We start from the raw sequence: 17,115 nt of genomic DNA, 5'->3' as shown, positions 1-17,115 counted from the left end.
GCCATGCCCCCCGTCCCCCTGTGTCCCTGCTCCTCCGGCCAGCGCTACAAGCAGTGCTGCGCCCCCTTCCACAAAGGCGAGGCGGAAGCCCCGGACGCCGAGCGCCTGATGCGCAGCCGCTACAGCGCCTTCGCCTGGCGCGAGGCCGCCTACCTGTGGAAGACGCTCCACCCCGACCACCCGATGCGGGCCCGTCCAGAAGCGGACGTCGTGCGCGAGCTGCGCGCCTTCGCCCAGGCCCACCAGTACCCGGGGCTGGCGGTGTTGGGCCACCAGCCTCCGGACACCACGGGGCTCGCCCGCGTCCTCTTCTTCGCCAAGGTGTTCGAGAAGGGGAAGGACCAGTCCTTCGTGGAGCGCTCTGACTTCCGCCACGACGGCACCGGCTGGCGCTACCTGGACGGCGTCCTCAAGCTGCCCCGCGAGCTGAAGGTCCCGCCCGAGTCCCTCACGCTGGAAACCTTCCCCGCGGCATGAAGGCGCGGCCGCGAAAATCCCCCGTCAGGATTTTCGCGGCATTTGCGTCCCTGGGAGTGCTGCCCGGCCGGAGAGGCCCTACACGCTCTGGTACGGCTCCCCTCACAGGGAGCTTGCGGTTCGAATCCGCCTTGGCCTGAAACGCCACCCAATCGTGGCTTCTCCACTCGGGCAGCACCCTTTTCCTCCCTCCGTCACCCTCGGGACCGCGCGTCCCGGTCGAGTGACGAGAGGTCCCGGTCATCGCCGTCACCGCCCGGTGCGCCATCCGCGCCCAGTGACACGATGGCCGGCACGCCCCTGTCCAGCGTGTACACGTAGTCATTGCCCCACGGGTCGCGCGGCAGCTCCGGGAGGATGCTCTCCTCCACCAGCACGCGCAGCCCGGAGGTGGTGTCCGGCAGCCGGCCCTTCTTCATCGCGTACAGCTGGAGTCCCTGCCCCAGCGAACCGAAGTCCAGGCCCACGCGCTGCTGCTTCGCCTGGCCGAACTGACTCATCACCGACACGCCCACCGCGGCGGCGATGAGGCCCAGGATGGTGATGACGACCATGATTTCAATCAGCGTCATGCCGCGCTGACGTCGCTTCTTCCTGTCCATGTCTGTCTTTCTGACACGCCGACCGGCACGGGCCGGGGTCAACGTGTCCCTCACGGAAGGCCCCTTTGCCTTCCGGGATGACTGCCATTGCAACCCGTGGGCCCACTTCACTCCGCCAGGAGGACGCGAGAGGAGTGGTCCGCGTCCGGGCCTTCGCCGTCCGGGATGCCGTCACGGCCATAGGACAGGATGACCGGCGTGCCCGCCTCCACGCGGTACACATAGTCATGGCCCCAGGGGTCCACGGGGATGCGCTCCAGGAGGCGTTCCTCCACGAGCGCGGAGAGCCCCACGGATGGCGGCGGCACGTGTCCCGCCCGCTCCGCGTACCGAGTCACCGCCTTCAGCAGGTGCCGCATGTCCAGGGCCACCATCCGCAGCTGCGCCCCTCGCTCCAGGTTCATCATGGACAGCGCCAGCACGGCGTAGCCGCTGAGGACCAGCGCCACGAAGACAAGCAACCAGCTGTAGGTCTTGAGCCAGGGACGGAGGCCGATTCGAGAGGGCATGTCTGTCTTTCTGGCGCGAACGTCATGTGCGACGCGCCACCGTGTCGTGTCACCGCGCGCACCGGGCGCGGCCTCACGGCGCCACCGTGCAATCGCCGCACCCACCCCACCCCCTTGCGCGCGAGGCGCATGCCGCGATACACGCCGCCTCGAATCGACTTTGCGAATCAATCTCAAATCAGCCAGCCGAAACGGTAATCCGTGAACGGCCAGCGAGGCGGGTCCATGCGGGGACACAAAGCGATGTGGAGTGCGTGGGTGGCGACGCTGCTGCTGCTCGGAGCGTGTGGTGACGACGACCCGACGCCCCAGCCCTCGGGCAACACGGATGCGGGTGTGACCGTGGACGCGGGCACGGATGCCGGCACGCAGACGGACGCGGGCCCGCAGGCCGCGGCGCCCACGGTGTCCTTCACCTCGCCCACGGAGGGCGCCCAGGTGGAGGCGTTCCCGGTGCAGGTGCAGGCGGTGGTTCACGCCGAGGGCGGGCTCGCGACGCTGACGGTCACGCCCAACAGCGGCGCCGCCACGAATGTCCCCGTCACGCAGGGCCAGACGGAGCAGTCGGTGACGGTGCCCGTGGAGCCGGTGGCGGGCGGGAACACCGTCGTCCTGCGCGCGGTGGACGCGGCGGGCCAGGCCACGGAAGCGACGCTGCACTTCACCTACGTCGCGCCCACCGTCGACACGCAGGCCCCGACGCTGGCGCTCACCAGCCCCACCGAGGGCCAGGACCTCACCGTGTACCAGGTGAGCGTCACGGGCCGGGCCACGGACAACGTCGCGGTCACGGGCCTCACGTGGCAGCTCAACGGCGGCGCGGAGGAGTCCGCCACCGTGAACGGCCACACGCGCCTACTGCACGACGGCCGCGCGCGCTCCGTGCTGGAGGCCATCCTCTGGCACGGCGGCGAAGCCCAGGCCTCGCGCGAAACCGTGCAGCGCATGTCCCCGAAGGAGCGCGCCGCGCTGCTCACATTCCTGGACTCGCTCTGACTCACGTCGTCACGTGCGGCAGGGGACGCAGGTGGTAGCGGGCCTCGAACGCGTTGAAGAGGTCCAGGTACTGCTCCAGGTAGCGCGTGAGCAGGAAGCGGCGGCGCACCGTCTCGTGCGCGTGGTGCCCCAGCTGGTTGCGCAGCTTTGGGGTCCGGAGCAACTGCACGATGCGCTGGGCGCACTGGTCCACCGAGTCCACCAGGAAGCCGTTGTGCCCGTCCTCAATCTGGTGACGGATGCCGCCCACGTTCCCTCCGATGACGGGCGTGCCCTTCCACATCGCCTCCGCCACCGTGAGCCCGAAGCCCTCGCGCAGTGATTTCTGCACCACCACCGCCGCGCGGCGCTGGAGCGCGTTCACCAGCGCCGTGTCCTCCTGGCTGAGGATGATGAGCCGCTCATCCTTGTGCCGCATCACCTGCTCGTAGACCTGCTGCCCCTCCGGGTCGTCCGACGCCATGTTGCCCAGCAACACCAGCGTGCACGGCATCTCCTTGCGAGCGATCCGCCACGCGGCCACCACGCCCTCCGGATCCTTCCACCGGTCGAAGCGTGACACCTGCACCACCAGCGGCAGGTCCGTGGGGATGTGGTGATGCTGGAGCCGCTCTTCAATCTCCGACTCGCTCATCTCCCGGTTCTTGATGGAGAACGGATCGATGGCCGGCATGAAGAACACCTGCGGGGTGGACAGCTCGCGCGCGTACTCCGGGATGCTCAACACCGTCGCGTCGTACTGCTCCACGAACGGCTTGAGGTACGCCCACAGCGACGGCTCCGGATTCGACAGGTCCACGTGGCAACGCCAGATCCACGGCCCGCGCTTGCGGCTGTACCGCACGATGGGCAACGGCTGCGGATCGTGGATGACGACCCGGTCGTGGTCCAACCGGTTGCGCACCGCGTTCTCGTAGACGACCTCTTCGTAGATGGTCGCCTTCATCGACGTCAGGTGGATGTCCGCGCCCTGCAGCGCGTTGTGCATCTTCTTCGTGATGCTGAAGAAGTCCGGCGGACCCTGGATGGCCCGCCACTCGGTGGCCATGCCCACGCTGTTCATCAGCAGCGTCAGCGGTGACAGCAGCTCCGCCACCCCGCCGCCGTAGTACGTGGAGTTGACGTGCACGACCCGCAGGTCCTGCAGCGGACGCGCCTTCTCCAGGATGCGCTCCACCACCTCCGCGCCCACGTAGCGCTCGTAGTGCTCGACCTGGACGAGGGGGTAGGGGTCTCCGGGATTCTTCGCCATACCCTTGGATGTGTCCGCCCGTCGGCAGGTGCCACCCGCGCGCCCCCATCCGCTCGCCCGGCTGCCCGCCGTGGCGCTCCCGCTCAGGCCTCTTCCGGCGCGTGCGACACCACCCAGAGCGGCGTGTCCCCACACTGCACCAGCAGTTCGTCTCCCTGTCGGGCCAGCAACGTGCCCGGCTCCGCGCAAGGCTTCTCGCCCCGCCACATCCGCGTGCGCCGCACCCGGACCCAGCGGCCATCGAGCCGGGCCCTCGCATCGCCCCTGCCCCCACGCCACCCGGCGAAGCGGCACGCGCGCACCTTCAAGTGCACGGAGCGCGCGCTGTCGCGCCAGTCGATGTCCCGATACGCCGGCTCGAAGAAGGGCGCGAAGGTCGCGTCGGCCCCCGCCTGTTGCTCGCCCACGTCTCCCCGCGCCACGCGCTCCACCACCCCGGGAAGCAGCCGGCGCGACGCGAGCATCAGCTTCTCGAAGACCACTTCCTCCGTGTCCTCGTCCGTCACCGGGAACGCCCCCTGCGCGAGCACGGGTCCGGTGTCGAAGCTCGCGTCCATGCGGTGGAAGGTGAGCCCCAGCTCGCGAGCGTCCTCGCGCAACGCCCACCCCAGCGGACAGGGCCCCCGGTATCGAGGAAGCAGGGACGGGTGCACGTTCACCGCCCCCAGCCGCGCCAGCGCCAGCGCCTCTGGCGGCAGCCGCCACGGAAAGAAGAAGCACAGCAGGAGGTCCGGCTTCAGGCCCGCCAACCGGGGCGTCAGGTGTGCCCGCTCGCTCACCAGCAACACGTCCACTGACGGCGGCGCGGCCTCGAAGAGCCGCCCCAGCTCCGCCCACCCTTCCATGTCCAGTGGGCGCAGGCCCCGGATGCCCGCCGGCACCACCAGCGCCACCACGTCATGCCCCTGGGCCCTCAGCGCCAACGTGAAGTCGTGCGCCACCGCGGGGGCCACGGTGAGCAGCACGATGCGCCAGCCAGGCGCGGCACCCGAAGTCGGCATGGCCGTGCCCTAACAATTCACCCACCGTGTGCGCCCGGCCAACGCACGCGCCATCCGCGGAAATGAAAACGCGCTCGCCCCCGGGAGGGGACGAGCGCGTGGGCTCAACCGGAGTGCTTCCGGTGCGTCAGACCGCCTTCAGGCGGGGCGTGCGCGTCTTGGGAGCGGGGGCGGCGACCGCCTCACGGAGCGCGTCCTTCTTGTCCGTGCGCTCCCAGGTGAACTCCTTCTCCGCACGGCCGAAGTGACCGTACGCGGCGGTCTTCTGGTAGATGGGCCGCAGCAGGTCCAGGTGCTCGGTGATTTCGCGCGGGCGCAGGCCGAACGTCTGGCGCACGGCGCGGGCGATCTGCTCCTCCGGCACCGTGGACGTCCCGAAGGTCTCCACCATCACGCTGACAGGCTCCGCCACGCCGATGGCGTAGGACACCTGCACCTCGCAACGACGGGCCAGGCCCGCCGCCACGACGTTCTTCGCGATGTAGCGGCCCATGTACGCGGCCGAGCGGTCCACCTTGGACGGGTCCTTGCCGCTGAACGCGCCGCCACCGTGACGGCCCATGCCGCCGTAGGTGTCGACGATGATCTTCCGGCCCGTGAGGCCCGAGTCGCCCATGGGGCCGCCGATGACGAAGCGGCCCGTGGGGTTGATGAAGAACTTGGTCTTGTTGTCGATGAGCTTCTTCGGCAGGACCTTCAGGATGACGTCCTCGCGGATGGCCTCCTGGATCTTCTTGTTGGAGACGTCATCCGAGTGCTGCGTGGACAGCACCACCGCGTCGATGCGCAGCGGCTTGCCGTCCTTGTACTCCACCGTCACCTGGCTCTTGCCGTCCGGGCGGATCCACGGGTGGTTCTTGCGGCGCACCTCCGCCAGGCGGCGGGTCAGCGCGTGCGCGTAGTGGATGGGCGCGGGCATCAGCTCCGGCGTCTCGTCGCACGCGTAGCCGAACATCATGCCCTGGTCACCGGCGCCCTGGTCCTTCTTGTTGTCCACGCCCCGGGCGATGTCCTGGCTCTGACCCTCGATGGCCACCATGACGCCGCAGGTGTGGCCGTCGTAGCCCATGGAGCTGTCGGTGTAGCCAATGCGCGTGATGGTCGAGCGGACGATCTTCGGGATGTCCACGTAACAATTCGTCGTCACCTCGCCAGCGACGATGGCGAGGCCCGTCTTCACGAGCGTCTCCACGGCGACGCGCGCCTGCGGATCCTTGGCGATGATGGCATCGAGCACACCGTCGGAGATCTGGTCGGCGATCTTGTCCGGGTGGCCCTCGGTGACGGATTCAGACGTGAACAGGAAGTCGGTAGGCATGTCTTCTCGGGCTTCGCGCTAATTCGGTGACGCAGCGCAGGGGGCGGACACTAAACGTGCGGTCCCAGCAGAGTCAAACCTGTCGGTACAGGGGTTTATTCGGCGAAAGCGCCCTTCGGACAGGCGGACCCGATGCCGCGGGTGTGCCTGCTCGCCGGATGAATTTATTGGTTCGCGCGGCGTTCCCCTGGGCTACAGGACCCGCGCCCTTCTTCTGGAGGTCACAGACCCATATGAACGCCATCGCCCGCCTTCGCACCCTTCCCTTCCTGGTTGCCATCGCCTTCGCCGTGCCCGCGCTCGCCGCGCCCAAGGCTTCCGAAGCCATCACCAAGCCGGTGAAGACCGTGGTGCAGTCCGTGCGCTACGAGAAGGACCTCAAGGCCCTGGAGAACCTGGGCAGCGACCAGCAGGGACTCTTCCTGCTGGGTGACGAGTGGACCAAGGCCACGGACGCCCAGCGCAAGGAGTTCACCCAGCTCTTCCAGAACCTGTTCGCGAAGATCGCCTTCCCCAAGGTGCGCGAGAACTTCAAGAACCTGGACTCCATCACCTACGACGAGCCGCAGGTGACGGGCGACAAGGCGCTCGTGGGCTCCACCATCTTCATCAACCACCCGCTGAAGAAGCAGGAGATGAAGCTCAAGTACGCCGTGGAGAAGGTGGGCAGCGGCTGGAAGGTCGTGGACGTGTCCGTGCTGGGCGACTCCATGCTCACCGGCATCCGCGATGATCAGGTCCGCCCCCTCTTCAAGGAGGGCGGCTGGGACGGGCTGCTCGGCGCCATGCGTGCGAAGAACAACGAACTGGGTTCGGTGAAGGTGAAGTAATCCAGTCAGTTGCCGCCTGGGCAGCCAGGCAATCATGCCTTCGCCGTCCCTCCGGGTTCCGGGGGAGGCGCGGGCCGGTTAGGCTGGGGCGTTCCTCCTCCCCCGGAGCGCCTGGCGAATGACTGTTTCGACCCCCGCCCCGCGGCTGCTGCTCCGGGGTGTGCCGTCCGACCGTGAGATGGACGCGTTCTGCGTCCAGTACGCGCCCCGGGCCCCCGGCCACCCCGCGGTCCGGGACCTGCTCCGGCTGCTGTCGGAGGTCCCCGATGACGGCCTGGAGCCGCGCCTGGAGTGGGTGGAGCGGTGGATCCACTGGATGCGCGACCGCATCCCCGCCCAGGGCCTCACGGACGCGGACGACCTTGCGCTGTCCCCCTCGAACTCCCGGCTGTCCCTGCTGGTGCGCGTGCTGGAGGGCGAGGGCGCCCTGCGCGCGTCCGTCACCCGGCTGGTGGCGGGGGTGTGCGCGAACAGCCGGGGGCTGAAGCTCTTCGCCCAGGTGGGCCTGAGCGCCGGCAACGGCTTCTTCTCCGAGCTGACGGACCGCCTCGCGCGCGGCGTGCTGCCCGCGCCGGCGGAGCCGGGCAAGCTGTCGGAGCTGCTCCTGCGCCTGTTCCCGGTGCCGGAGGACGCGGAGTGGCTGAGCGCGCTGTCCCCCTTGCTGCTGGCGCGGCTGACGGCGCTGGTGGGCGACCCGCCCCCACCAGAGCCCACCCCGTCCTCACGCGTGCGCGGGGACCTGATGGACGCGCTGGTGCTGCTGGGCGTGCAGGTGACGGGGCTGGGGCTGGCCGAGGACGTGCGCGACCGCATTCCGGACATGTCCTTTCGCGCGTCGCCCTTCCTGCGGCTGCGGATGGCGGGCGACGCGGTGCTGGCGCGCGACGGGGCCCAGGAGTCGCTGGCGGACCTGCTCCGCGTGGTGGAGGACTGCCGCGGCGTGGTGCGCACCGTCACCCAGCACCTGGAACACTTCGGCGTCAGCGTGGACCTGGTGTACCGCCTGGAGTGCATCCAGCGCGGCCTGGACCGGATGGAGGCCATCGCGCGGGTGCTGGGCTCGCCCCGGGGTGAGCCGCGCTGGCGCGAGGCGCTGGAGCTCCTGTCGGACCTGCTGCGGCTCGCGCATGAGGACCGCTCCGTGCGTGCGCTGGTGCGCCGCAACGCGCGGCTGCTGGCGCGAAAAATCATCGAGCGCACCGGCAACACGGGTGAGCACTACATCACCTCCACGACGGCCGAGTTCCACCACATGGTGCACTCGGCGGCGGGCGGCGGGCTCGTCGCCGCGGTCGCCGTCGCGCTGAAGTTCCTCCTCACCGGCCTTCCGCTGGCCCCCTTCTTCGCGGGCCTCTTCGTCGCGCTCAACTACGCGGGCGGCTTCGTGGTGATGCAGCTGCTGGGCTTCACGCTGGCCACCAAGCAGCCGTCCATGACGGCCTCCACGCTGGCGGCCGCGGTGGGCGAGGACGCGGGCCCGGACGAGGGCACCCGGCGCATGGAGCGCCTGGCGGCGCTGGTGCCGCGCATCACCCGCTCGCAGCTCGCGGCCATCCTGGGCAATCTGGGCTGCGTCCTTCCCGTGGCGGTGGCGCTGGCGCTGGGCTTCCAGTTCCTCAAGGGCCACGCCTACCTGACCGCGCAGCAGGCGCAGCACGTGGTGGAGACGCTGCACCCCTGGAAGAGCGCGACGCTCCTCCACGCCATCCTGACCGGGGTGATGCTCTGGGCCTCCAGCGTCGCCGCGGGCTGGTTCGAGAACTTCATCGTCTACCGCCGCCTGCCAGAGGCGCTCGCCCACCACCGCGTGCTGCGCGCGCTCTTCGGAGCGACGGGCGCGCGCAAGGTGGCGGACGCGCTGATGCACCACGCGGCGGGCGTGGGCGGCGGCGTCACCCTGGGCGTGCTGCTGGCGGTGATGCCGGGCGTGGGCGGCTTCTTCGGCGTCCCGCTGGACGTGCGGCACGTCACCTTCTCCTTCGGCGCGCTGGCCTTCGCCGGGTGCGCGCTGGGCCCCTCCGCCGTGATGGAGCCGGGCTTCCTGGCGGCCGCCGCGGGGGTGCTCGTCGTGGGCGTCGTCAACTTCGGCGTGTCCTTCACGCTGGCCCTGGGCGTGGCCCTGCGCGCTCGCGACGTCCCGGTGAGCCAGGGCCTGCGCTTCCTGGGCGCGGTGTTCCTGCGCTTCCTGCGAAACCCGCTCCCCTTCCTCATCCCGCCCCGCGACGAGCCCGCCACGGGTGGGACGCAGGCGCAGGTCGTCCCCCTGGCCGGGCCTCCAGGACACTGAAGTCGCGGTTTATTCCCTCGGACAAGAGGCCCTGTCTCGCGCGGAGGTGGGGCGGACAGGCACCCCGGGCTTTGCTTCCGGGCGGGGACGTTCGGCGATAGGGTCCCGCGCCCATGAGCGGCAATCCTTCTTCCCATCCCCCGCCCCGCCTCGCCCTGGCCTACGCAGAGATGCTGGTCCGGCGCCCCGGCACCGTCATGCTCGTGCTGCTGTTGCTGCTCGGCATCTCGGTGTGGGGCACGTCGAAGCTGACCATCAACTCCAACCAGCTGGACCTCATCTCCCAGGACCTGCAGGAGGTGAAGGACGTCAAGCGCGTCATCGACATGGTGGGCGGCAGCGGCTTCTTCATGCTCACCTTCCGCGGTGACGACGAGGCCACGCTCAAGAAGGTCGCGGACGACGTGGCCGCGATGGTGGGCAAGGACAAGGAGAACGCGCGCTCCATCACCTACAAGATTCCCGTCGAGTTCGTTCAGAACAACATGGTGCTGTTCGTGAAGACGGAGGACCTGGCCGAGGGCAAGCGCCGCATCATGGCGTTCCTCAAGGATCAGATCCGCCGCGCGAACCCCTTCTACATTGAAATCAAGAAGACGGAGCCGGTGAAGCTGGACCTGCAGGACCTGGTCGACAAGTACTCCAGCGTTGGCAACAAGAGCATCGCGGACGACTACTACATCTCCCAGGACCGCAAGCTGCTCCTGCTCCTCATCAAGCCGATGTGGGACACCAACCAGATTGGCCAGACGAAGCAGTACGTGGACAAGCTGCGCGGGGACCTGGAGCAGTACTCCAAGAGCAACCCCGCGGGCGTGCAGCTGGTGGAGGACTACTACAAGATGGGCGACAAGAAGACGGTCGCCTACGGCTTCACGGGTTCCTACAAGACGGCGGTGGACGACTCGTACGCCATCGAGGACTCGCTCCAGCCGGTCACCATCATCGCGCTCGTCGCCATCTTCGCCATCACCATCGCGTTCTTCCGCAAGTGGGCGCCCACGCTCATCGTGGTGAGCGGCACGGTGGCGGGCACGCTGTACACGCTGGGCTTCACCTACGCGACGCTGGGTGAGCTCAACATGATCACCTCCATCCTGGGCGGCATCCTGATGGGGTTCGGCATCGACTACGGCATCCACTTCATCTTCCGCACGCGCCTGGAGCTGGGCGCGGGCAAGCGCTACGACGTGGCCATCCGCGACGCGGTCATCAACGCGGGCCGCCCGGCGCTGGTGTCCGCGGTGGTGGTGGCGGGTTCGTTCTACGTGCTGATGGTGAGCGAGTTCAAAGGCTTCTCCCAGTTCGGCTTCCTGGCCGGCACGGGCACGCTGATGCTGGGCTTCACGCTGTTCTCCTGGTGCCCGGCGCTGCTGGCCATCGCGGGCCGAAGGAACCCGGAGCTGCCGCAGAAGCTCATCGGCGTGATGAAGCCGCCGCCCACGACCAACGCGTCCGGCAAGGAGCTGCGCATCCCGCGCCCCGGCCTGGTGCTGGCGGTGGGCTGCGTGATTGTCGCGGTGGTGTGCGGCGCGGCCATCCCGTGGAAGAGCGGCGAGCCCCCGGCGGACGCGGGCTTCTTCGCGCGGCTGCCGTACGGAGTCCGCTTCAACTACAACACCCGCGCGCTGATGCCGGCGAACCAGCCGTCCGTGGTGCTGCAGGATGAAATCAACGCGCGCTTCAAGATCGCCAGCGACCCGCTCGCCATCTACACCAAGGACCTGGCGGAGACGGAGGCCCTCTACAAGGAGCTGACGGCGGACCCGAAGAAGCGCCCCGCCATCTCCCAGGTGATGAGCCTCTTCACCTTCGTGCCGCCGGAGGGCATCTCCCAGGCGAACGCGAAGATCCTGGAGGAGTGGCAGGAGGAGCTGAAGGAGATCGACGTGAAGGCGCTGCCGCCGGAGACGCAGGAGAAGGCGGCCCTGTTCTTCAAGATGCTGGAGGCCCGGCCCTTCGACGTGCACCAGGTGCCGGAGATCTACGCCTCGCAGTTCCGCCACCTGCCCACCACGAGCCCGGAGAACCACGGCTACCTCACGTTCATCTACCCGAGCGTGGACCTGTGGGACGGCAAGCAGATGCTCCAGTTCGCGGACCAGACCCGCTCCATCAAGGGCATGGTGACGCCGGGCAAGTTCACGGAAGGCGGCCCCACGGGCGCGCCGGTGGAGAAGGAGTTCCGCGCCGCGGGCGCCACGCAGCTGTACGCGTCGCTGGCGCGCATGGTGCTCAAGGACGCGAAGCTCACGGTCATCCTCACCGCGCTGTGGATCCTGGTGATGCACTTCGCGGACTTCCGCAACGCGAAGCTGGCGCTGGCGTCCGTGATTCCGCTGACGGTGGGCCTGGCGATGATGATGGGCTTCATGGCGCTGTTCGACCTGCGCCTGAACTTCATGAACATCATCATCCTGCCCATCCTCCTGGGCTTCGGCGTGAGCCACGGCCTGTACCTCCTGCACCGCTTCCTGGAGGGCACGTCCCCGCTGGTGGCGCTGCGCAGCGTGGGCGCGGCGGTGGTGTCCTCCACGCTGACGGCGGTGGCGGGCTTCGCGGCGCTGCTGGTGGCCAGCCACAACGGCCTGCGCTCCATGGGCATCGTCGCCTGCATCGGCCTCATCACCACGCTGCTGGTGTCCTTCACGGTGCTGGCGGCGGTGATGCAGCTGATGCACGACAAGCGGCAGAAGGACGCGGGACGTTCGCCAGAGGGCGGTTCCGCCACGGGCGGTGACACGTCCTCCACACGCGCCGCCTGACAGCGCGGAGGAAGCGCTTAATATCCGCGCCGGACCTTTCGGCCCCGCCTTCCCTTGAAGGGAAGCGCGGGGCCGTTCTTTTCTTCGGGAGCTTCAAGCCATGGGGACGTTCAAGCGGGTGGGCGCGGTGCTGGGTCTGATGGTGCTCACGGGTTGCGCGAGCGCGGTGAAGAGCCAGCGGCTGCGTGCCGACTACGCGACGGTGGACCGGCAGCAGGTGAAGCGGCTGGCGGTGGTGACGCAGCCGTTCCCGCAGGGCCAGCAGTACATCGGCGACCTGTGGAGCCTCATCGCCCGGCAGTGGCTGAACCAGAACCGGGACTACATCGTGAAGGCCAACACGTCCCTCCCCGAGCGCCGCACGGACCTCACCTTCCAGGACCAGTGCGTGGAGGGCATCGAGGGCGTGCTCTGGATGGATCCCACGGTGAAGCGCGTGGGTGACGGCGCGGAGGTGGCGGTGAAGGCGCAGCTCATCCGCTGCCGCGACGGCGAGGAGGTCTGGGCCGCGGAGGCCGGCGGCAGCTGGGACTCCGAGGACAAGAAGTACGTGGAGCGCAAGGAGCAGTACGTGACGGAGCTGAGCAAGGACGTGGAGCCCTACGTGGTGCCGTCCTACAAGCTGCTGGTGGCCACGCTGGACACGCTGCCCAATCCCGAACTGAACGACGCGGACAAGGACGAGAAGATCGACCTGGGCGAGTAGCGTCGCCCGGGTGGAACCTCAGGTCCTCATTGGCAGGCTGGTGCTGGCCACGCTGCTGGGCGGCGTGCTGGGCGTGGAGCGCGAGGCGCGCAACCAGGCCGCGGGGCTGCGCACGCACACGCTGGTGGCGCTGGGGGCGTGCTGCTTCACGCTCTCCAGTGTCTACACGGAGGAGCTGCTCCGGACGGGCGCGAACCCCAGCGGCACGCAGACGGACATCAGCCGCATCGCCAGCCAGGTTGTGGTGGGCATCGGCTTCCTGGGCGCGGGCGTCATCCTGCGCCACGGGGAAGCGGTGAGAGGGCTCACCACGGCGGCGAACCTCTGGTTGACGGCCTCGGTGGGCCTGGCCTGCGGGCTGGGGCTCTACGTGGCGGCCGGCGCCACCGTGGCCCTGGCCCTCTTGTCGCTGGTGGTGCTGCGCCCCATCTCCCGGATGCTGTCGCCCGAAACAGGACGGCACGCCGGGCAATACAGGAAGCCGCCAGACGGCAAGAACAGCGAGGACGGGCCCCCCACGGGTGAAGAGGAGTCCCGTCCCGAGTGACGTGCGGGGTGCGTGCGGCCACCCGCCAGCCGCCCCCTATTCCACGGGCACCAGCGCGCCCGTCAGGTCGTGCGTGTAGGCCACCGGCCGGTGCGACGCGTCCCCCATGTCGTGGCGCGAGTCATCATCCAGGTCCAGCGCGCCCTCGGCCAGCATGGCGCCCGGGAGGCTGGCCAGGTCCTGGCGCAGGTAGACGTCGTCCTCATCCAGGTCCGCGACGTCGGAGAAGCGCACCGGGTATTCCCGCTCGAAGATGCGCCCCGTGCCGATGGTGAAGCCGCGCGGGTCCACCGCGACGATGCCACCGAGCGCTTCGCCGTCCCGGTCCCGCACCGTCATGCCCCGCTGAATGTCCGTTGGCTTGAACACGCTGCTGCCTCCTGCATTCGTGTCCGGCGAACGTGCTCACTCCCCCTGGAAACGGCGACCCCCTCCCCTCGCATTCATGCGAAGGGAGCAGGGCCTACACGGACTCAGGTTCAGGATCATGCGCCGGCGGCAGCAGCAGTCCTTCCTGGCCGCCGCCGAAGCGCCGGTCCATCTCCGTGCGCACGAAGCGCTCGATCTCCTCGGCGGTGGTCAGCTCCATGGCGCCCTGGAGCATCTCCACCGCTTCGCTCCGGCTCACCCGGCGCATCATCCGCTTCACCACCGGAATCTGCCCGGACGTCATGGACAGCTCGTCGAAGCCCAGCGCCAGGAGCACCAGGGTGAAGAGCGGATCGCCCGCCATCTCGCCGCACATGGAGACGGGGATGTTGGCGGCCTTCGCCGCGTCCACGATGCCCTGGAGCATGCGCAGCACCGACAGGTGCAGCGGCCGGTAGAGGTACGCGACCTCGCGGTTCTGGCGGTCGATGGCCAGCGAGTATTGGATGAGGTCGTTCGTCCCGATGGAGAAGAAGTCCGCTTCCTGTGCCAGCCGGTCCGCGATGGTCGCCGCGCTGGGCGTCTCCACCATGATGCCCACCGGGAAGCGCTTGCCCACCGGCACTCCCGCACGCCCCAGCGCCGTGCGGCACGCCTCCAGCTCGCTGCGCGCCTCCCGCAGTTCGCTCACGCCGCAGATGAGCGGGAACATGAGGCGCAGGTTGCCGTGCACGCTCGCGCGCAGCAGGGCGCGCAGCTGGACGCGGAACAGCTCCCGGTTGGACAGGCAGTAGCGGATGGCCCGCAGGCCCATGGCCGGATTGGGTTCCTTCTCGTGCTTCGTCTTGCCCGGCACCTTGTCGCCGCCCAGGTCCAGCGTGCGGATGGTGACGGGACGGCCGCCCATGGCCTCCAGCACCTGCTTGTAGGCGCGGTAGTGCTCCTCTTCCGTGGGCGCCGTCTTGCGGTCCAGGAACATGAACTCCGTGCGGTACAGGCCAATGCCCTCCGCGCCGTGAGCCAGGAGCGAGGGGATCTCCTCCAGGAACTCCATGTTGCCGTTGAGCCGGATGCGGAAGCCGTCCGTGCTCACCGCGGGCTGGTCCTTCGTGGCCAGCGCAAGCTGCTCGCTCTCCAGGTAGCGGCGCTGCTCCTCCCGGAACAGCGCGAGCTGGTCCTCCGTGGGGTTCACCAGCACCACGCCGCGCGTGCCATCCATGGCCACCAGGTCGCCCGGCGAAATCTGCTCGCTCGCGCGCCCCGCGCCCACCACCGCGGGCGTCTCCCGCGCGCGGGCGACGATGGCGGTGTGGCTCGTTTGTCCGCCCAGGTCGGTGACGAAGCCCGCCACGCGGCCGCTGCGAGCCATCATCGCAGCGTCCGCGGGCGGCAGGTCATGCGCGACGACAATGGCCTCCGCGGGCACCTCCACGTCCTCATCCACCACCTGGCCCATCAGGTTGCGGATGATGCGGTCGGCCACGTAGTCCACGTCCGAGCGGCGCTCGCGGAAGTACTCGTCCGGGATGTTGTCGAAGAGGTGCTTGATCTTGCGGGCCGTGCGCCGCACCGCCCACTCCGCGTTGATGCGGTCCTCCACGATGAGGCGGTTCACCTCATCCACGAGCATGGGGTCGTGGAGCATCAGCCGGTGCGCTTCCAGGATGAGGGCGTGGTCGCTGCCCTCCGTGCGCGTGATCTGGTCCTTCAGCTCCGCCAGCTGGCGGTCGGACAGGTCGATGGCGGTCTTCATCCGCATCCGCTCGGGTTCCACCTCCGCGTCCGCCAGGCGCAGCTTGGGCGTGCGGATGCGCTTCCTGTCCAGGATGAAGGCGTGGCCCACCGCCACGCCCGGGGAGGCGCCGATGCCCGACAGCCTGAGTGTAGGGGTGGCCTGGCTGCTCACGGTTCTCCTGACCTCTTGGGGAGTCTAACTCCCCTTTTGACGCTTACTGCGCTTCGCCAAACCGGTCCTCGATGAGCTTTTTCAATTCGGACAAGCAGGCCTCGGCGTCCTCGCCCTTGCAGGTGAGGGTCACCTGGGTGCCCTGGGCCGCCGCGAGCATCAGCACGCCCATGATGGACTTGGCGTTGGCGCGCTGTCCGGAGGCCTTGATGAAGACCTCGCTCTTGAAGCGGTTGGCCACCTTGACCATCTGCGCCGCGGCCCGGGCGTGCAGCCCCAGCGCGTTGATGATCTCGAAGGTTCCCTCGGCTTCACTGGCCATCGTGCGACTCCCGCTTCACTCGACTGTTCGTACTCACAGAAAGGCACCCGCCGCGCAGGCCAATCCCGCCGCGACGTAGAGGACCACGTAGGTGGGGACGCGCCGGTTGACGAGCACGTACGCCAACACGCCCACCGCCAGGCACCCCACCGCCAGGAACGGCGCCCAGGTCCCGCCCGCCGTCGCCCCGAAGCTCAACGCCAGCCACGCGGCCAGGCCGCCCGCGCTCGCCGCCGCCACGCCCCTCAGCCGGGCGCCCTTGGCGGGAAGGTTCACCCGCGCCACGGCCTCCACCAACCGGTCTCCCAGATTCAGGCCCAGCCAGTACAGCCGGATTCGCAGCAGCAGGTGCACCAGGTTGTACAGCACCAGGAAGAGCGCCACCGCCCAGACGCCCAACAGCGGCACCATGGCCGCGCACAGGCCGCCCACCGCGGGCTTGAGCGACAGCCAGAAGAACCCGTCCCCCAGCGCCGCGAGCGGCCCCATCAGCGCCGCCTTGAAGCCCACCACCCGGTCCGGCGTCTCTTCCCCCCGGGCAATCTTCTGCTCGTGGTTCACCACGCCGCCCACGATGGCCGCCGCCACGTACGGGTGCGTGTTGAAGAAGACCAGGTGCCGGCGCACCGCCGCCTCGCGCAGCGGACCCGGCGGGTACAGCTTCGCCAGCGCCGGGTAGACGGCGTACGCGAGCCCCAGGTTCTGCATGCCCTTGGGGTTCCACGACGCCTGGAGGAAGAGCGAGCGCAGGAACACGCGAAGCAGCGTGCCCCGGGACAGCCGCACGGGCGGCGTGAAGGCCGGCGCGGCGGCGGGCGCGGAAGGCACGGGAGTGGGCGTCGTGCTCAAGGCCGCTGCTCCTGCAACTGCACCAGCACCACCGCCACGGTGACGGCCGCCGCGGCCAGGCCCGCGTACAGGGGCGCGCGCTTCGCGTGGCTGGACTGCGCGGCGATGGCCGCCGCCACGGACGCCATGGCCGGGTACGCCCACGCCAGGCCCCGCACCAGCCCGTGCGGCAGCGCCACCATCAGCGGCTCCAGGAAGTAGCCGGCCAGCGCGCACACGCCGGTGATGGCGCCGTAGGACACGAAGTGCGGCCACATGCCCCACAGGTTCTGCCGCATGGCGCGGTTGAGGTTGCCGGCCTCCGCGGACGACAGCGCCACGCGCGCCAGCCGGGCGGAGTAGCCCTCCAGCAGCCGGTCCAGCCTGCGCCCCACCCGCC

At 69.3% G+C, this 17,115-nt stretch carries 16 protein-coding genes and 1 pseudogene; 7 read left to right on the top strand and 10 right to left on the bottom strand.

Features of this window, described 5'->3' with window-relative positions; genetic code table 11:
• Positions 1 to 3 precede the first annotated feature (3 nt).
• Positions 4 to 477 (top strand): YchJ family protein, encoded by a 474-nt coding sequence (locus D7V77_RS30925; protein ID WP_120579882.1) that lies wholly within the window; start codon positions 4 to 6, stop codon positions 475 to 477.
• 194 nt (positions 478 to 671) lie between these two features.
• Here D7V77_RS30925 and D7V77_RS30920 read toward each other — a convergent pair whose 3' ends face one another.
• Both D7V77_RS30920 and D7V77_RS30915 read right to left on the bottom strand, forming a co-directional pair.
• Positions 672 to 1,079 carry a type II secretion system protein GspG gene (locus tag D7V77_RS30920; protein ID WP_120579881.1) on the bottom strand — a complete coding sequence of 136 codons (408 nt, stop codon included), beginning with the start codon at positions 1,077 to 1,079 and terminating at the stop codon, positions 672 to 674.
• 107 nt (positions 1,080 to 1,186) lie between these two features.
• The gene (locus D7V77_RS30915) at positions 1,187 to 1,588 is read right to left on the bottom strand and encodes a type II secretion system protein GspG (RefSeq protein ID WP_120579880.1); all 402 of its coding nucleotides are present in this window, start codon (positions 1,586 to 1,588) and stop codon (positions 1,187 to 1,189) included.
• A gap of 258 nt (positions 1,589 to 1,846) precedes the next feature.
• Here D7V77_RS30915 and D7V77_RS43910 point away from each other — a divergent pair, with 258 nt between their 5' ends.
• Positions 1,847 to 2,584, top strand: a complete 738-nt coding sequence (locus D7V77_RS43910) for a di-heme oxidoredictase family protein (RefSeq protein WP_233597352.1) — start codon at positions 1,847 to 1,849, stop codon at positions 2,582 to 2,584.
• 1 nt (position 2,585) lies between these two features.
• Here the strand turns inward: D7V77_RS43910 and D7V77_RS30905 are convergent, their stop codons facing one another.
• From D7V77_RS30905 to metK, 3 genes are all read right to left on the bottom strand, one after another.
• On the bottom strand, positions 2,586 to 3,836 hold the full coding sequence (locus D7V77_RS30905; protein ID WP_120579879.1) for a glycosyltransferase: 1,251 nt from the start codon (positions 3,834 to 3,836) through the stop codon (positions 2,586 to 2,588).
• 83 nt (positions 3,837 to 3,919) lie between these two features.
• On the bottom strand, positions 3,920 to 4,837 hold the full coding sequence (locus D7V77_RS30900; RefSeq protein WP_120579878.1) for a methionyl-tRNA formyltransferase: 918 nt from the start codon (positions 4,835 to 4,837) through the stop codon (positions 3,920 to 3,922).
• A gap of 127 nt (positions 4,838 to 4,964) precedes the next feature.
• Positions 4,965 to 6,155, bottom strand: a complete 1,191-nt coding sequence (gene metK, locus D7V77_RS30895) for a methionine adenosyltransferase (protein WP_120579877.1) — start codon at positions 6,153 to 6,155, stop codon at positions 4,965 to 4,967.
• 233 nt (positions 6,156 to 6,388) lie between these two features.
• On the opposite strand from metK, the gene D7V77_RS30890 reads away from it, so the two are divergent.
• The 5 genes from D7V77_RS30890 (at position 6,389) to D7V77_RS30870 (ending at position 13,290) form a co-directional block, all read left to right on the top strand.
• Positions 6,389 to 6,985, top strand: a complete 597-nt coding sequence (locus tag D7V77_RS30890; protein WP_120579876.1) for an ABC transporter substrate-binding protein — start codon at positions 6,389 to 6,391, stop codon at positions 6,983 to 6,985.
• A 118-nt stretch (positions 6,986 to 7,103) separates the two neighbouring features.
• Positions 7,104 to 9,272, top strand: coding sequence for a site-specific recombinase (locus tag D7V77_RS30885; protein ID WP_120579875.1), 2,169 nt, complete (start codon positions 7,104 to 7,106; stop codon positions 9,270 to 9,272).
• A 113-nt stretch (positions 9,273 to 9,385) separates the two neighbouring features.
• The gene (locus D7V77_RS30880) at positions 9,386 to 12,037 is read left to right on the top strand and encodes an RND family transporter (protein ID WP_120579874.1); all 2,652 of its coding nucleotides are present in this window, start codon (positions 9,386 to 9,388) and stop codon (positions 12,035 to 12,037) included.
• A 100-nt stretch (positions 12,038 to 12,137) separates the two neighbouring features.
• Positions 12,138 to 12,743, top strand: coding sequence for an MXAN_6521/LA_1396 family lipoprotein (locus tag D7V77_RS30875; RefSeq protein ID WP_120579873.1), 606 nt, complete (start codon positions 12,138 to 12,140; stop codon positions 12,741 to 12,743).
• Positions 12,744 to 12,753: 10 nt separating this feature from the next.
• Entirely contained in the window at positions 12,754 to 13,290 is a 537-nt protein-coding gene (locus D7V77_RS30870) for an MgtC/SapB family protein (RefSeq protein ID WP_233597351.1), read from the top strand.
• A gap of 36 nt (positions 13,291 to 13,326) precedes the next feature.
• Here D7V77_RS30870 and D7V77_RS30865 read toward each other — a convergent pair whose 3' ends face one another.
• The 5 genes and pseudogenes from D7V77_RS30865 to D7V77_RS30845 all read right to left on the bottom strand — a co-directional run.
• Positions 13,327 to 13,659, bottom strand: coding sequence for a hypothetical protein (locus D7V77_RS30865; protein ID WP_120579872.1), 333 nt, complete (start codon positions 13,657 to 13,659; stop codon positions 13,327 to 13,329).
• 94 nt (positions 13,660 to 13,753) lie between these two features.
• Positions 13,754 to 15,565 carry a phosphoenolpyruvate--protein phosphotransferase gene (ptsP, locus tag D7V77_RS30860; protein WP_120579871.1) on the bottom strand — a complete coding sequence of 604 codons (1,812 nt, stop codon included), beginning with the start codon at positions 15,563 to 15,565 and terminating at the stop codon, positions 13,754 to 13,756.
• A 43-nt stretch (positions 15,566 to 15,608) separates the two neighbouring features.
• Positions 15,609 to 15,887 (bottom strand): HPr family phosphocarrier protein, encoded by a 279-nt coding sequence (locus tag D7V77_RS30855; RefSeq protein WP_120561227.1) that lies wholly within the window; start codon positions 15,885 to 15,887, stop codon positions 15,609 to 15,611.
• 33 nt (positions 15,888 to 15,920) lie between these two features.
• Complete coding sequence (locus D7V77_RS30850; RefSeq protein ID WP_120561717.1) at positions 15,921 to 16,673, bottom strand: PTS system mannose/fructose/sorbose family transporter subunit IID; 753 nt, start codon at positions 16,671 to 16,673, stop codon at positions 15,921 to 15,923.
• 59 nt (positions 16,674 to 16,732) lie between these two features.
• Positions 16,733 to 17,115: pseudogene (locus D7V77_RS30845) on the bottom strand (PTS mannose transporter subunit IID); the annotation flags it as partial.

Origin of the sequence: Corallococcus sp. CA041A (assembly GCF_003612075.1) — a bacterium.
Lineage (GTDB): Bacteria > Myxococcota > Myxococcia > Myxococcales > Myxococcaceae > Corallococcus > Corallococcus exiguus.
Note: the sequence above shows the minus strand (reverse complement) of the source record. Positions and strands in the feature narration are given on the sequence as shown.

What these genes read in the sequence shown, in the direction of transcription:
- D7V77_RS30925 (WP_120579882.1), top strand. Translation starts at nt 4, where the DNA reads ATGCCCCCCGTCCCCCTGTGTCCCTGCTCCTCCGGCCAGCGCTACAAG.
- D7V77_RS30920 (WP_120579881.1), bottom strand. Translation starts at nt 1,079, where the DNA reads ATGGACAGGAAGAAGCGACGTCAGCGCGGCATGACGCTGATTGAAATC.
- D7V77_RS30915 (WP_120579880.1), bottom strand. Translation starts at nt 1,588, where the DNA reads ATGCCCTCTCGAATCGGCCTCCGTCCCTGGCTCAAGACCTACAGCTGG.
- D7V77_RS30905 (WP_120579879.1), bottom strand. Translation starts at nt 3,836, where the DNA reads ATGGCGAAGAATCCCGGAGACCCCTACCCCCTCGTCCAGGTCGAGCAC.
- D7V77_RS30900 (WP_120579878.1), bottom strand. Translation starts at nt 4,837, where the DNA reads ATGCCGACTTCGGGTGCCGCGCCTGGCTGGCGCATCGTGCTGCTCACC.
- metK (WP_120579877.1), bottom strand. Translation starts at nt 6,155, where the DNA reads ATGCCTACCGACTTCCTGTTCACGTCTGAATCCGTCACCGAGGGCCAC.
- D7V77_RS30890 (WP_120579876.1), top strand. Translation starts at nt 6,389, where the DNA reads ATGAACGCCATCGCCCGCCTTCGCACCCTTCCCTTCCTGGTTGCCATC.
- D7V77_RS30885 (WP_120579875.1), top strand. Translation starts at nt 7,104, where the DNA reads ATGACTGTTTCGACCCCCGCCCCGCGGCTGCTGCTCCGGGGTGTGCCG.
- D7V77_RS30880 (WP_120579874.1), top strand. Translation starts at nt 9,386, where the DNA reads ATGAGCGGCAATCCTTCTTCCCATCCCCCGCCCCGCCTCGCCCTGGCC.
- D7V77_RS30875 (WP_120579873.1), top strand. Translation starts at nt 12,138, where the DNA reads ATGGGGACGTTCAAGCGGGTGGGCGCGGTGCTGGGTCTGATGGTGCTC.
- D7V77_RS30855 (WP_120561227.1), bottom strand. Translation starts at nt 15,887, where the DNA reads ATGGCCAGTGAAGCCGAGGGAACCTTCGAGATCATCAACGCGCTGGGG.